The sequence below is a fragment of the Bacillus subtilis subsp. subtilis str. 168 genome, from assembly GCF_000009045.1.
GTDB classification, from domain to species: Bacteria; Bacillota; Bacilli; order Bacillales; family Bacillaceae; genus Bacillus; species Bacillus subtilis.
In genome coordinates, this window is sequence record NC_000964.3 from 3,235,792 (window position 1) to 3,251,246 (window position 15,455).

Annotated in this window: 14 protein-coding genes; 12 read left to right on the top strand and 2 right to left on the bottom strand. The window is 44.7% G+C overall.

Going from position 1 to position 15,455, the window contains the following annotated elements:
• The first annotated feature begins 14 nt into the window (after positions 1-14).
• Positions 15-428 (top strand): putative thiol-disulfide oxidoreductase, encoded by a 414-nt coding sequence (gene yuxK, locus BSU_31500; protein ID NP_391028.1) that lies wholly within the window; start codon positions 15-17, stop codon positions 426-428.
• A gap of 202 nt (positions 429-630) precedes the next feature.
• On the opposite strand, the gene yufK is transcribed toward yuxK, so the two are convergent.
• A complete protein-coding gene (gene yufK / locus BSU_31510) occupies positions 631-1,188 on the bottom strand; it encodes a putative integral membrane protein (RefSeq protein ID NP_391029.2) in 558 nt (185 codons plus the stop codon).
• Positions 1,189-1,365: 177 nt separating this feature from the next.
• On the opposite strand from yufK, the gene maeL reads away from it, so the two are divergent.
• The 7 genes from maeL (at position 1,366) to maeN (ending at position 10,325) form a co-directional block, all read left to right on the top strand.
• Positions 1,366-2,967, top strand: a complete 1,602-nt coding sequence (gene maeL, locus BSU_31520) for a two-component sensor histidine kinase [MaeM] (RefSeq protein NP_391030.1) — start codon at positions 1,366-1,368, stop codon at positions 2,965-2,967.
• The gene (maeM, locus tag BSU_31530) at positions 2,960-3,667 is read left to right on the top strand and encodes a two-component response regulator for malate metabolism [MaeL] (RefSeq protein ID NP_391031.1); all 708 of its coding nucleotides are present in this window, start codon (positions 2,960-2,962) and stop codon (positions 3,665-3,667) included. Before maeL ends, maeM begins: the two co-directional genes overlap by 8 nt.
• Before the next feature lie 471 nt (positions 3,668-4,138).
• Positions 4,139-5,218: a lipoprotein involved in guanosine transport gene (gene nupN, locus BSU_31540; RefSeq protein ID NP_391032.2), complete on the top strand. Its 1,080-nt coding sequence runs from the start codon at positions 4,139-4,141 to the stop codon at positions 5,216-5,218.
• A 75-nt stretch (positions 5,219-5,293) separates the two neighbouring features.
• A complete protein-coding gene (gene nupO / locus BSU_31550) occupies positions 5,294-6,826 on the top strand; it encodes a guanosine ABC transporter (ATP-binding protein) (RefSeq protein NP_391033.1) in 1,533 nt (510 codons plus the stop codon).
• Complete coding sequence (gene nupP / locus BSU_31560) at positions 6,819-7,865, top strand: permease of ABC guanosine transporter (RefSeq protein ID NP_391034.1); 1,047 nt, start codon at positions 6,819-6,821, stop codon at positions 7,863-7,865. Before nupO ends, nupP begins: the two co-directional genes overlap by 8 nt.
• A complete protein-coding gene (gene nupQ, locus BSU_31570) occupies positions 7,866-8,825 on the top strand; it encodes a permease of ABC guanosine transporter (RefSeq protein ID NP_391035.1) in 960 nt (319 codons plus the stop codon).
• 153 nt (positions 8,826-8,978) lie between these two features.
• A complete protein-coding gene (maeN, locus tag BSU_31580; protein ID NP_391036.1) occupies positions 8,979-10,325 on the top strand; it encodes a Na+/malate symporter in 1,347 nt (448 codons plus the stop codon).
• Positions 10,326-10,360: 35 nt separating this feature from the next.
• Here the strand turns inward: maeN and yufS are convergent, their stop codons facing one another.
• Positions 10,361-10,576: a putative bacteriocin gene (gene yufS, locus BSU_31590; protein ID NP_391037.1), complete on the bottom strand. Its 216-nt coding sequence runs from the start codon at positions 10,574-10,576 to the stop codon at positions 10,361-10,363.
• A gap of 230 nt (positions 10,577-10,806) precedes the next feature.
• Here yufS and mrpA point away from each other — a divergent pair, with 230 nt between their 5' ends.
• From mrpA to mrpD, 4 genes are read left to right on the top strand one after another with little or no spacing between them, the layout of a single operon-like run.
• Positions 10,807-13,212 carry a sodium transporter component of a Na+/H+ antiporter gene (gene mrpA, locus BSU_31600; RefSeq protein ID NP_391038.2) on the top strand — a complete coding sequence of 802 codons (2,406 nt, stop codon included), beginning with the start codon at positions 10,807-10,809 and terminating at the stop codon, positions 13,210-13,212.
• Positions 13,205-13,636 carry a Na+/H+ antiporter complex gene (mrpB, locus tag BSU_31610; RefSeq protein NP_391039.1) on the top strand — a complete coding sequence of 144 codons (432 nt, stop codon included), beginning with the start codon at positions 13,205-13,207 and terminating at the stop codon, positions 13,634-13,636. Before mrpA ends, mrpB begins: the two co-directional genes overlap by 8 nt.
• Positions 13,636-13,977, top strand: coding sequence for a component of Na+/H+ antiporter (gene mrpC, locus BSU_31620; protein NP_391040.2), 342 nt, complete (start codon positions 13,636-13,638; stop codon positions 13,975-13,977). Before mrpB ends, mrpC begins: the two co-directional genes overlap by 1 nt.
• Positions 13,970-15,451: a proton transporter component of Na+/H+ antiporter gene (gene mrpD / locus BSU_31630; protein NP_391041.3), complete on the top strand. Its 1,482-nt coding sequence runs from the start codon at positions 13,970-13,972 to the stop codon at positions 15,449-15,451. Before mrpC ends, mrpD begins: the two co-directional genes overlap by 8 nt.
• The last annotated feature ends 4 nt before the right edge of the window (positions 15,452-15,455 follow it).

A 15,455-nucleotide genomic window follows, 5' to 3' on the forward strand; every position in this document is an offset into this window, starting at 1 on the left:
GGAGGGGATATGGAGTGACTTCAGAACAAATTCCAAATCGCGTTTTGCTGTTTGACGGTGTCTGCAATTTATGCAATGGCGCCGTGCAGTTTATCATTAAACGTGATCCGGACGGATTGATTTCTTTCACATCGCTGCAGTCGGAAACAGGACAGAGCCTGCTGAAAAAAAGCGGGCTTCCGACTGATCGGTTTGACAGCTTTGTCTTTATTGAAGACGGCCAAGTGTACACAAAGTCAACTGCAGCCATTAAGGTTTTCAGGCATCTGCGAGGCCCATGGCGGCTCTTCGTCCTTTTTTTCGCAGTGCCGAAGCCTGTCAGAGATATGGTCTATTCTTTCATTGCCAAAAACCGCTATAAGTGGTTTGGCAAAAAAAATGAATGTATGCTCCCCTCCCCTTCCATTAAAAAAAGATTTTTACCGTAAATAAAAAATGGCTAGGAAGCTAGCCATCACAGATTGTTGACAAAATCCTAAAACGGCTTCGTTTTAGGATTTTGTCATCTATTCAGCGTGATTGAAAACTTTTGAAGTTGTGAAACGGCGGAAACCTGAGAATCTAGCCGCCGTTTCATTGCGTACAGAGCACGAAGCGCAAATCTGACCACCAAACGCTGAAATGGCTAGCTTACACAGGTAAGCTAGCCATTATGCTATTATAAAGCTTGATAAATATGAACAGAATACCGATAACAAAGGTAAACCAAAACAGCAGTTCCAATAGAATGAATCCAACTAATGACATGAGAGAAAGCGTCGAATAAATCCGGTATACGGTAAACACAAAGTAAGCGAGCGTGACGACCGCAAACCAGATCACAATCCAAATGACATTTTGCAAGAGCACAAAGGATAAAATCCCGCCGCCCAAATAAATCATGGAACCCATTCTGAGTTTTTTCAGGTTGTTCCCTTCCGGATCATTAGCAAAAAACAGCAATGACAGCTCGGTCACGGTATTTGCAATTAATTTCAGAGCGGACAGAACCATAAAATATAAAAGTGCAAAGGCAGCAAATAACGCAAGCCTGATTCCTTTCTCTGAAAAATAATCGAGCATTCCATCATACATTCCAAATGAAGACAGCATCTTCAACGCATAAAGTGAAGTTGAGATGGATAAGGACGAACTAAAAAGCAGGATCGCAATCAGCGGAAAATATCCTGTCAAATAAGTATTTTTCATATAAAAAAGTCCCTTTCTATAATCTACCTCATTTATTATGGAGGACTTAAAACACATTGACAAGATAAATTATTCCATTTTTTCTCCTTTTTACGAATTACGGGCCCAAATCTTCACAAAGCAGCATTTTGAGAGTAAAGTAGTACGCAGGAATCATAAAACGTAAGGAAGTTTTATATGAAAAAAACATTAAAACTGCAAACCAGACTCACCATATTTGTTTGTATCGTTGTATTAATCGCATTGCTCATTACGTTTTTTACAGTCGGTGCCCAAACCACCAAACGAATTAGAGATCAGGAAAAGGCCACTGCGCTGCAGACTGCTGAAATGGTAGCTGAAGCGCCGATGACAGCCGCTGCTTTAGAAAGCGGAAAAAAACAAAAGGAACTGCAGAGCTACACAAAGCGGGTTCAGAAAATTACCGGCACGGAATTTGTTGTCGTCATGGATATGAACGGTATCCGCAAAACTCATCCTGACCCGAGCAAAATCGGAAAAAAATTCAGAGGCGGTGATGAGTCCGAGGTATTAAAAGGGCATGTCCATATCAGCACAGCCTCTGGCACGCTCGGGAAATCGCAGAGAGCGTTCGTCCCTGTCTACGCGGAGAATGGAAAACAGGTCGGTGCAGTCGCGGTCGGCATCACCGTAAATGAAATTGATGAAGTGATCAGCCATAGCTTACGGCCGCTTTACTTTATTATTTGCGTCAGCATCTTCGTCGGTGTGATCGGAGCCGTTATCGTCGCCCGTACAGTGAAAAATATCATGTACGGACTTGAACCTTATGAAATTGCGACTCTGCTTGAAGAACGGAGCGCGATGCTGGAATCGACGAAGGAAGGAATACTCGCTGTCGATGAACATGGCAAAATTAAACTTGCCAACGCGGAAGCAAAACGCCTATTCGTCAAAATGGGCATCAACACAAATCCCATTGATCAGGATGTAGATGACATCTTGCCGAAAAGCCGCTTGAAAAAGGTCATTGAGACAAAAAAACCTCTTCAAGACAGAGACGTCCGCATTAACGGGCTGGAGCTTGTGTTTAATGAAGTTCCTATCCAGCTGAAAGGACAAACTGTCGGAGCGATTGCAACATTCCGCGACAAGACCGAGGTAAAACATTTAGCTGAACAGCTTTCCGGTGTTAAAATGTATGCAAACGCACTGAGAGCGCAGTCTCATGAATTTATGAACAAACTGCATGTGATATTAGGTCTCGTCCAGCTGAAAGAGTATGATGATCTTGGAGATTATATTAAAGATATAGCCATACAGCAAAAATCAGAAACAAGTGAAATTATAAATGATGTCAAAAGCTCCGTACTGGCCGGTTTTCTGCTTGGAAAGCAAAGCTTTATACGTGAGCAGGGCGCAAATCTTGATATTGAATGCAACGGTGTCATCCCGAACGCGGCAGACCCTTCTGTCATCCATGAACTTATTACAATCATCGGAAATCTCATCAACAATGGCTTAGATGCCGTTGCCGATATGCCGAAAAAACAAATCACCATGTCCATGCGCTTCCATAACAGCATACTTGATATTGAAATTACCGATACTGGAGCAGGCATGTCTGAAGAAGACCAAGCCAAAGTATTTGAACAAGGCTATTCAACAAAGGGCAAAAACCGGGGATTCGGCCTTTATTTCACACAGCAAAGCATCGAAAATTTAAAAGGCCAAATGATCCTCACAAGCGAAAAGAATGAAGGAACGACATTCAGTATTCGCATCCCGTACGAACCGAAGGAGGAAAATCATGATTAATGTACTAATAGTTGAAGATGACCCCATGGTGGGTGAATTAAATAAACGATACTTAAGCCAAATAGATGGCTTTCAGCTGAAAGGCATCGCTTCTTCCTTTCAAAGCGCTCTGCATATTTTAGGGGAGCACCATATTGACCTCATTTTGCTTGATATTTATATGCCGGGAAAAAACGGGCTGGAACTGCTGACGGAATTGAGAGCCCAAAATGAAGCGGTTGACGTGATTGTCATCTCAGCGGCCAGCGAGCTTGACGTGATCAAGAAAACACTTCGGTACGGAGCTGTTGATTATTTAATCAAACCGTTTGAATTTGAACGATTCCAAACGGCTCTGTCTGATTACAGACGAAAACAAAAGGTGTATTCAACCCATCGCAACATGAGCCAAAAAGAACTGGACGCCGAGCTTTTTCAAAAGAAAGAAGCAACAGAAAAAGTGCAGCTTCCTAAAGGCCTGACAAAAAGCACGCTGAAGCTGATCTGGTCCAGTATCCAGTCATTTGAAAATGAATCTTTTACGACAGAAGACTTGGCAAAGCACACAGAAATCTCTCAAGTATCCATACGAAAATACTTAAAGTTTCTTGAAGATATACAGGTTCTGAATGTAGAAATGGCGTACGGAACGATCGGAAGACCTGTGTTTCAGTACAACGTCAACAACAGTAACATTAACGGAATAAAGCAATATCTATAAGAAAACGCACTGCTTGCTTTGAGCAGTGCGTTTTTCTGTCATATCTCTTGCCAAGATGCTTGATTCTATTGTTGATAAGTTATACAAGAATAACAAAGGGCTTTCACATTTTTAAGCAAATAATTCTAAAAATAGATAATTTTTAAAAAATTATGCGAAATTCTATTTATTTCTTATTAGTTAAATGATAAATTATGATTGGTTAGTTGATCCCGAAAAACTAAGTCATAAGTCTTACTTCAGAAAACGATGTCACGGTTTTCCGCCCGGAACGCCTTCCGCATCCTTCTCTTCCCCGCCTTTCGAAGGAAATACTCACACCACGCTTATTCAGGGAAGAATAGAACTGTCTCAGCGCATTCCATTTGTTATTATCAGAAAATTTTATCGATTCTAAGAAATTGTTCAGGACAGCCCATCACATGACTGGCCGGATCAGCTTTGAACCAAATTTTTCTGGGGGGTTATATCTTGAATAAACGAAAAATCGGATTGGCGATGTCACTTGTGATCGCAGCAGGCACCATATTAGGAGCATGCGGAAACAGCGAAAAAAGCAGCGGCTCAGGCGAAGGCAAAAACAAATTCAGTGTGGCGATGGTTACTGACGTAGGCGGAGTGGATGACAAATCCTTCAACCAATCAGCCTGGGAAGGCATCCAAGCCTTTGGGAAAGAGAATGGGCTGAAAAAAGGCAAAAACGGTTACGACTATCTTCAATCCAAATCTGATGCAGACTATACAACGAACTTAAATAAATTGGCGCGTGAGAATTTTGACTTAATTTACGGCGTCGGCTACTTAATGGAGGATTCAATCAGCGAAATTGCTGACCAGCGTAAAAATACAAACTTTGCGATTATAGATGCTGTTGTCGATAAAGACAACGTCGCAAGTATTACGTTTAAAGAGCAGGAAGGCTCATTTCTCGTCGGAGTGGCCGCAGCCCTATCAAGCAAATCAGGAAAAATCGGCTTTGTAGGCGGCATGGAATCAGAGTTGATCAAAAAATTCGAGGTCGGCTTCCGTGCCGGCGTGCAAGCAGTTAACCCTAAAGCCGTTGTAGAAGTGAAATACGCAGGGGGTTTCGATAAAGCCGATGTCGGTAAAGCAACCGCCGAAAGCATGTATAAATCAGGCGTAGATGTTATTTATCACTCTGCGGGCGCCACTGGCACAGGCGTCTTTACTGAAGCGAAAAACCTGAAAAAAGAAGATCCAAAACGCGATGTCTGGGTCATCGGTGTCGATAAAGACCAATACGCAGAAGGCCAGGTAGAAGGAACAGATGATAACGTCACCCTCACTTCCATGGTGAAAAAAGTAGATACAGTCGTTGAAGATGTAACGAAAAAAGCGAGTGACGGAAAGTTCCCGGGCGGCGAAACACTTACCTACGGGCTTGATCAAGACGGAGTCGGCATTTCTCCATCTAAACAAAATCTATCGGATGATGTGATCAAAGCGGTCGATAAATGGAAGAAAAAAATCATCGACGGATTGGAAATCCCGGCAACTGAGAAAGAGCTGAAAACCTTCAAAGCTGAATAAGAATCGCAGGGATAAGGAGGTCGAGCCCTTATCCCTTGTTTTTCTTTTATTTTGAAATAAAGGAGCGGTCAATCAATGGAATATGTCATTGAAATGCTCAATATCCGCAAGGCGTTTCCAGGTATCGTCGCCAATGACAATATCAATCTTCAAGTCAAAAAAGGCGAAATACACGCGTTGCTCGGTGAAAACGGAGCGGGGAAATCAACATTGATGAATGTCCTTTTCGGGCTGTATCAGCCGGAGCGGGGTGAAATTCGGGTGCGCGGCGAGAAGGTGCACATCAACAGCCCGAACAAAGCGAATGACCTTGGAATTGGAATGGTGCACCAGCACTTTATGCTTGTTGACACCTTTACAGTTGCTGAAAATATTATTCTCGGGAAGGAGCCAAAGAAGTTTGGCAGAATTGACCGGAAGCGTGCTGGCCAAGAGGTGCAGGACATTTCCGATCGATACGGCCTGCAGATCCATCCTGAAGCAAAAGCAGCTGACATATCAGTCGGTATGCAGCAGCGCGCAGAAATATTAAAAACCCTCTACCGCGGTGCCGACATTCTGATTTTTGATGAACCGACGGCTGTTTTGACGCCTCATGAAATTAAGGAACTGATGCAAATTATGAAGAACCTGGTCAAAGAAGGGAAGTCCATCATCTTAATCACCCATAAGCTGAAAGAGATTATGGAGATTTGTGACCGCGTTACGGTTATCCGTAAAGGAAAAGGCATCAAAACCCTTGATGTCCGTGATACAAACCAAGACGAACTCGCCAGTCTAATGGTCGGCCGTGAGGTATCGTTCAAAACTGAAAAGAGAGCTGCTCAGCCGGGAGCGGAAGTGCTTGCGATTGACGGCATAACTGTAAAGGATACCCGCGGAATAGAGACAGTCAGAGATTTGTCTCTTTCTGTCAAAGCGGGAGAAATAGTCGGCATAGCAGGCGTCGACGGAAACGGGCAATCTGAGCTGATCGAAGCGGTGACAGGACTCCGCAAAACAGATTCAGGAACAATCACCTTAAACGGAAAACAGATCCAAAACCTGACGCCAAGAAAAATCACTGAATCCGGGATCGGGCATATTCCTCAGGATCGCCATAAACACGGTCTCGTCCTTGATTTTCCAATCGGAGAGAATATCCTGCTGCAAAGCTATTACAAAAAGCCGTATTCAGCATTGGGCGTTTTACATAAAGGCGAAATGTACAAAAAAGCACGCAGCCTGATCACTGAGTACGATGTCAGAACGCCGGATGAATATACACACGCTCGGGCATTGTCAGGCGGAAACCAGCAAAAAGCGATTATCGGGCGGGAAATAGACCGAAATCCTGATTTATTAATTGCCGCCCAGCCGACTCGCGGCCTTGATGTCGGAGCGATTGAATTTGTCCATAAAAAGCTCATTGAGCAGCGTGATGCCGGGAAAGCCGTTCTTCTCCTCTCGTTTGAGCTTGAAGAAATTATGAATCTCAGTGACAGAATCGCCGTTATTTTTGAAGGACGCATTATCGCCAGCGTTAATCCGCAGGAAACCACTGAACAGGAGCTTGGTCTCTTGATGGCAGGAAGCACGCAAAAGGAAGCGGGGAAAGCAAATGGTTAAACGACTCTCTCATTTACTCGTGCCGCTCATCGCAATCATACTTGGTCTTGCGGCCGGCGCGTTGATTATGCTTGTGAGCGGCTACAGTGTGGCTAGCGGATATTCGGCTTTGTGGAATGGGATATTCGGAGAAATCTATTATGTCGGAGAAACAATCCGGCAAATTACGCCTTATATTTTATCCGGATTGGCTGTCGCCTTTGCATTCCGAACCGGACTCTTTAATATCGGCGTCGAGGGACAGCTGCTCGTCGGCTGGACAGCAGCGGTTTGGGTCGGTACGGCGTTTGACGGACCGGCATATATTCACTTGCCGCTCGCATTGATTACAGCGGCAGCTGCAGGAGGATTATGGGGGTTTATTCCCGGCATTTTGAAAGCGCGATTTTACGTTCATGAAGTCATTGTCACCATTATGATGAATTATATCGCGCTGCACATGACCAATTACATCATTTCAAACGTCTTGACAGATCATCAGGACAAGACGGGGAAAATTCACGAATCCGCCTCCCTCCGCTCTCCTTTTCTTGAACAGATCACCGATTACTCACGGCTGCATTTGGGAATCATCGTTGCCCTTCTCGCAGCAGTTATCATGTGGTTTATCATCAACAAATCTACAAAAGGATTTGAGCTCCGGGCGGTCGGGTTTAACCAGCACGCTTCCCAGTATGCCGGCATGAGCGTGCGGAAGAATATCATGACCTCCATGCTTATCTCCGGCGCTTTTGCAGGTCTTGCCGGAGCCATGGAGGGCCTAGGGACATTCGAATACGCAGCAGTGAAAGGCGCATTTACCGGCGTAGGCTTTGACGGTATCGCTGTCGCTCTTCTCGGGGGAAACACAGCCGTAGGCGTTGTACTGGCAGCATGCCTGCTTGGCGGGCTGAAAATCGGCGCATTAAATATGCCGATTGAATCAGGCGTTCCATCAGAGGTCGTTGATATTGTGATTGCCATTATTATTCTATTTGTGGCTTCAAGCTATGCGATTCGTTTCGTCATGGGCAAATTGAAGAAAAAGGGGGCGAACTAAGTGGACATTGTGCAGATTTTATCTATCATTGTCCCTGCCACACTCGTCTATGCGGCCCCGCTTATTTTAACTGCTCTCGGCGGCGTGTTTTCCGAGAGATCAGGTGTGGTGAATATCGGCCTAGAAGGCCTCATGATTATCGGGGCGTTCACCAGCGTGTTATTTAATTTATTTTTTGGTCAGGAATTAGGTGCCGCCGCACCTTGGCTTTCGCTCCTTGCCGCCATGGCAGCAGGCGCCCTGTTTTCACTGATTCACGCGGCAGCGGCGATTTCGTTTCGCGCCGACCAGACAGTCAGCGGTGTCGCCATTAACATGCTGGCGCTTGGGGCAACTTTATTTATCGTCAAACTGATCTACGGCAAAGCGCAGACAGACAAAATTCCAGAGCCTTTTTATAAGACGAAAATCCCCGGTTTGGGCGATATTCCCGTCTTGGGAAAGATCTTCTTTTCGGATGTCTATTATACGTCTATTCTTGCAATAGCACTTGCCTTTATTTCCTGGTTTATCTTGTTCAAAACGCCGTTCGGCCTTCGTATCCGTTCTGTCGGCGAGCATCCGATGGCGGCCGATACGATGGGAATCAACGTATATAAAATGCGCTACATCGGCGTGATGATCAGCGGATTGTTCGGCGGTCTCGGCGGCGGCGTATATGCCTCCACAATTGCGCTTGATTTCACGCACTCTACCATCTCCGGGCAAGGTTTTATCGCCCTGGCAGCGCTTGTATTCGGAAAATGGCATCCGATCGGAGCACTGGGGGCCGCCCTGTTTTTCGGATTCGCCCAAAGCTTAAGCATCATTGGATCGCTGCTCCCTCTTTTTAAAGACATACCAAATGTGTATATGCTGATGGCTCCTTATATCTTAACGATTCTCGCTTTAACCGGCTTTATCGGGCGGGCAGATGCGCCAAAAGCCAATGGCGTGCCTTATATTAAAGGAAAAAGATAAACATTCTCCCCTGGGAAGACGATTCTCAGGGATTTTTTTCTAATCCAAAAGACCCCCTTAATTTAATTGTTTATTAGTTTTTTAACTTAAAAAAATATGAAGTGTTAACGCTTTCTTGTAGACTGTAACAAACAATACATGGGGGTGTATGACATGGGAGCAATTCCAAAAACGGGGACAATTTCACCTGAGCAAAAAGACTCACAGGAGAAAAACCTGTTTCAAAAAATTTGGTCTTGGGAAATCGGTGTGATTCCTTTGCCATTATACACAGTATTAGCTGTTATTATTATTCTTGCAGCATATTACAATGAGCTGCCGGCAAATATGCTTGGCGGGTTTGCCATCATTATGATTCTTGGTGTGTTTCTCGGAGACATAGGCCAACGCATACCGATATTGAAGGATATTGGCGGCCCTGCTATTTTATCTTTGTTTGTTCCTTCATTTTTAGTCTTTTACAATGTACTGAATTCAACATCTTTAGACGCTGTAACCAACTTGATGAAAACGTCTAACTTCCTTTATTTCTATATCGCTTGCCTTGTTGTGGGAAGTATCCTCGGTATGAACAGAATTGTTTTAATACAGGGGTTTATCAGAATGTTCGTTCCACTGGTTGCAGGAACGATCGCGGCCGTTGCAGCCGGCATCCTTGTCGGATTTATTTTTGGCTATAGTGCCTATGATTCCTTTTTCTTTGTTGTTGTCCCGATTATTGCCGGGGGAATAGGTGAAGGGATTTTGCCGCTTTCAATCGCCTATTCACAAATACTGGGCTCATCCGCCGATGTATTTGTGTCTCAGCTGGTGCCAGCCGCAATTATAGGAAACGTTTTTGCTATCATATGTGCAGCCTTAATGAAAAAGCTTGGCGACAAGCGTCCAGATCTAAATGGGAACGGACGTCTCGTAAAATCTAAAAAAGCAAATGAGATTTTCAATCAAAAAGAAGCCGAAGCAAAAATTGATTTTAAACTAATGGGAGCAGGAGTTCTGCTCGCGTGTACATTCTTTATTTTTGGCGGGTTATTGGAGAAATTCATCTTCATCCCGGGCGCGATCTTAATGATTATTTCAGCTGCGGCTGTCAAGTATGCAAATATTCTTCCGAAAAAAATGGAAGAAGGCGCTTACCAGCTTTATAAGTTTATTTCTTCAAGCTTTACATGGCCGCTGATGGTCGGTCTCGGCATCCTCTTTATTCCGTTGGATGACGTAGCGTCTGTGATTTCTATACCGTTTGTCATCATCTGTATTTCAGTTGTTATCGCGATGATTGGTTCTGGATATTTCGTAGGCAAGCTGATGAACATGTATCCGGTTGAATCCGCAATCGTTACCTGCTGCCACAGCGGTCTCGGCGGAACGGGTGATGTTGCCATTTTATCGGCATCAGGAAGAATGGGCCTTATGCCGTTTGCCCAAATTTCAACCCGTCTCGGCGGTGCAGGCACAGTTATTTGCGCGACAGTGCTGCTTCGTTTTTTCACTTCATAAACAGAAAGAGTTCCGTTTTATGCGGAACTCTTTTTTTATTTATTCACAATCCGAATATACTCTCGGGGACCAAACGGCAGATCCTTTGATTCCGTCTCACTCATTCTGGCTGACAGGTGGTGCTCCAGTAAATACAGCTCCCACTCATCACAAGCCGCCACACCGCTGCGCCCGTCATATTGATTCAACATGAATGCCCCTGCAAATACTGAGCAGAATAAACCTGAGCACATCACGACTTTTGTTTTCACATGACCAGCTCCTTTCCTTCAGCTTGATCAGGATTGATTTTAAATATACAAATAACCTCTTTTTTGTTAGACTTATTTTGAGGTCAAAAGAACTCATAAAAATCCATTACAGCAGTTCGAAGCGTGGCAGCTTGCAGAAAAGTGCGATATAATTTGGACTAGGTCGTTTGACCGTATATTTTATACATAGCGCATTTTTCAATTGAGAACGAGAAAAGGAGGTCTTATCTTTGCAGCTCTTACATCTTGCTATTTTATCGCCTTTTTTATTTGCTTTTATCATTCCCTTCTTGGCAAAATACGCAAAAAGAGTGCATACGGGCTGGTTTGTGTTGATCCTGCCCGTCTTGCTGTTTATATACTTTCTCCCAATGATCAGGATGACGCAATCTGGAGAAACACTTCGATCGGTATTAGAGTGGATTCCGTCACTCGGCATTAACTTTACCGTTTATATAGACGGCCTCGGGTTATTATTCGCTTTACTGATCACAGGCATTGGCTCTTTGGTCACTCTTTACAGCATTTTTTATTTATCGAAAGAAAAAGAACAGCTTGGGCCCTTTTATGTCTACTTATTGATGTTCATGGGCGCCATGCTCGGCGTCGTTCTAGTAGACAATGTCATGGTTCTCTACATGTTCTGGGAGCTTACAAGCCTTTCATCCTTTTTGCTGATCGGCTATTGGTATAAGCGGGAAAAGTCGCGCTATGGCGCAGCCAAATCACTTTTGATTACGGTCAGCGGCGGGCTGTGCATGCTCGGCGGATTTATTCTCCTTTATTTGATAACGGATTCCTTCAGTATTCGAGAGATGGTTCACCAGGTTCAATTAATTGCCGGCCACGAATTGTTTATCCCGGCTATGATTCTCATTTTATTAGGGGCTTTTACGAAATCGGCGCAATTTCCTTTTTACATCTGGCTCCCTGACGCGATGGAAGCTCCGACGCCTGTCAGCGCTTATCTCCATTCAGCTACTATGGTAAAAGCCGGCATTTATGTGATTGCGAGATTCAGTCCTATTTTCGCCTTTTCAGCTCAGTGGTTTTGGATCGTGTCCCTCGTCGGCCTCTTTACGATGGTTTGGGGTTCATTCCATGCCGTGAAACAAACTGATTTAAAATCGATTTTGGCGTTTTCAACCGTCAGCCAGCTCGGCATGATCATCTCCATGCTCGGAGTCAGTGCTGCGGCCCTTCATTACGGACATACAGAATATTATACAGTTGCCGCTATGGCTGCCATTTTCCATTTGATCAACCACGCAACCTTTAAAGGAAGCTTGTTTATGGCAGTCGGGATTATCGATCACGAAACAGGCACACGGGATATCCGGAAGCTAGGCGGCCTGATGGCGATTATGCCGATTACTTTTACCATTTCCTTAATCGGGACATTTTCAATGGCCGGCCTACCGCCGTTTAACGGATTTTTGAGTAAAGAAATGTTTTTCACAAGCATGCTTCGCGTGACACATTTTGACCTGTTCAACGTGCAGACATGGGGCGTTCTGTTCCCTCTTTTCGCCTGGATCGGAAGTGTATTTACGTTTATCTACAGCATGAAATTGCTGTTTAAAACATTCAGAGGAAATTACCAGCCTGAACAGCTTGAAAAACAGGCTCACGAAGCGCCTGTCGGTATGCTCGTTCCACCGGTCATTCTTGTCGCTTTGGCTGTCAGTCTCTTCTTTTTCCCGAATATATTGTCGTACAGCCTGATAGAGCCTGCGATGAACTCAATCTATCCGACACTGCTTGACGGCCATGAGAAATTCCACGTTCACATTTCACAGTGGCATGGGGTTACAACGGAATTGCTCATGACTGCGGGTATTGTTGTGATCGGAACAATTGGTTATTTGTCGCTGAATAAGTGGAAAGGAATCTATAAACTGTTTCCTTCGAAACTCACACTCAACCGGTTATACGATAAGCTTTTGACTATGATGGAGAAAGGCTCTTACCGGGTCACAAAACAATATATGACCGGGTTTTTAAGAGATTATTTGCTGTATATCTTCGCTGGTTTCATCATTCTGATAGGCGGAGCTTTTGCCATTAAAGGCGGATTTTCATTTAAAACGGAAGGCATGGCTAAAATCGGTGTATACGAAATCATTTTGACGCTTGTCATGATCAGCGCCACAGTGGCGACTGTTTTTGCTAGGTCAAGACTGACGGCGATCATTGCACTCGGTGTTGTCGGTTATACGCTTGCATTGTTTTTTGTCATTTTCAGAGCGCCGGACTTGGCATTGACTCAGCTCGTCATTGAAACGATTTCTGTGGCACTGTTTCTGCTTTGCTTCTACCATTTGCCGAAACTGAGGCTGAAAACAAAAACGAGAACGTTCCGGATGACGAATTTTATCATTTCTTTAGGCGTCGGTGTTATCGTTACACTGCTCGGCATCGCATCCTCAAGCCAGCGGACAAAAGACAGCATTGCGTCCTTCTTTGTCAAACACAGCCACGATCTCGGCGGAGGGGATAATGTCGTCAATGTCATTCTCGTTGATTTCAGGGGATTTGATACAATGTTTGAAATTACGGTATTAACGATAGCCGCTCTCGGCATTTACAGCATGATTAAAACAAAAGTAAAAGAGGAGGGGAAAAGCGGTGAATGAACAAAAAACAAATGACTTGATTCTTCAAACCGCGACAAAGCTTGTATCCTTTATCATTTTGCTTTTCTCTTTCTATTTATTTTTATCAGGGCATAACGCGCCCGGAGGAGGCTTTGTCGGCGGACTGATCACGTCCTCTTCCATCGTTCTCTTGCTCTTGGCATATGATTTAAAAACCGTGCGTTCCCTTTTGCCTGTCAATTTCATTTATGTCGCGGGAGCCGGCCTTCTGCTCGCTGTATTAACAGGCGTTGGCTCCTTTGTCTTCGGGGCTCCTTTTTTAACCCACACATTCGGATACTTTCAGCTGCCGATCCTTGGGAAAACGGAGCTCGCCACAGCGACGATATTTGATTTAGGCGTTTATCTTGTTGTCGTAGGCATAACGATGACCATTATTCAAACGATTGGAGAGGAAGAATAATGGAAATCTTAATGGCTGTATTAGCCGGTATTATTTTTATGGCTGCTACGTATTTGCTGCTGTCTAAAAGCCTGCTTCGCGTCATTATCGGAACAGCACTGTTAAGCCATGGCGTTCATTTAATGCTTTTGACTATGGGAGGATTAAAGAAAGGCGCCGCTCCGATTTTGAGCGAGCATGCCAAATCATTTGTCGATCCGCTTCCGCAAGCCCTGATTTTGACCGCAATTGTCATTTCTTTTGGCGTTACGTCATTCATCCTCGTCATGGCCTTTCGCGCTTATCAGGAATTGAAATCGGACGATATGGATCAAATGAGGGGAAATGATCAACATGAATAATTTTGTTATTTTGCCAATCCTGATCCCGCTTTTGTCGGCTATTCTTCTGATTTTCATGACGAAGAATCTTATGCTCATGAGAATCTTCAGCACGGCGGCATCGGCCATCGGGATTGTGATTAGCGGCATACTTGTACAGACTGTCTTCACAAAAGGCATCCAGACACTCAGCCTAGGCGGATGGAAAGCGCCGTACGGCATTGTGCTTGCCGCAGACCAATTCGCCAGCCTTCTCGTTCTCACAACAGCGATCATCGGTTTATTGGTTGGGCTTTATTCCTTCCGTTCTGTCGGTGAAAAACGGGAGCGCTCCTTTTACTACTCCGGCGTTCAGTTCTTGCTTGCCGGCGTCAGCGGAGCGTTTTTAACAGGCGATTTATTTAATATGTACGTATTTTTTGAGCTTCTGCTTATTGCTTCCTATATGCTGATTGTATTAGGCGGCACAAAAATTCAGCTGCGGGAATCCCTTAAATATATTGTGTTTAATATTGTATCGTCTGCCCTGTTTGTCATAGGGGTCGGCTTTTTATACGCTGTAACCGGTACGTTAAACATGGCGGATCTTAGCGTGAAAATCAGCGAATCAGGACAAACCGGGCTGATCACTGTGATTGGTGTCCTGCTGCTTTTGGTATTTGGCATGAAGGGCGGAATCTTCCCCCTCTACTTTTGGCTTCCAGGCTCTTATTACGCGCCACCGGCGGCAATCTCCGCGTTGTTCGGCGCTTTGCTGACAAAAGTCGGGTTATATGCGATTACGAGGGTTTTCACATTGATTTTTATTCACGATACAGCCTTTACCCATCAGTTGATGATTTGGCTGGCGGCGCTGACTGTGATTTTTGGTGTGATCGGTTCACTCGCTTATTCGAATGTCATGAAAATTGTGATCTATAACATTATTACCGCTGTCGGCGTGATTTTGTTCGGTGTGGCAGTACACACCCCCGCATCCATTCAGGGCGCGATCTACTATCTGATTCACGATATGCTGATTAAGGGCGCTTTGTTCATGCTGGCAGGTACGCTGATCGCATTGACTGGAACCGCGAGCCTGCATAAAATGGGCGGGCTGATCAAACGCTATCCTGTTCTTGGATGGATGTTTTTCATTTCCGCTATTTCTCTTGCAGGCATTCCGCCACTGAGCGGATTTGTCGGCAAATTTAAAATTGCAGAGGGCGGCTTCGCAGAAGGTGAATTTACGATATCCATGCTGATTCTGCTTTCGAGTCTGCTTGTACTGTACTCTGTGCTGAGGATCTTTATACATGCGTTTTGGGGCGAAGAAAAAGAAACGCCAAAACCAAATCATCGAACAGCTAAAGGACTTCTTTATCCGGCAGCTATTTTTCTCTTGCTGTCCCTTCTCTTCGGATTGGGTACAGAATGGGTGTCGCCTTACGTTGATCAAGCGGCCGAGACGCTGCTGAATCCGGAAAAATATATCGAAGCTGTTCTGAAGGAGTAGATCG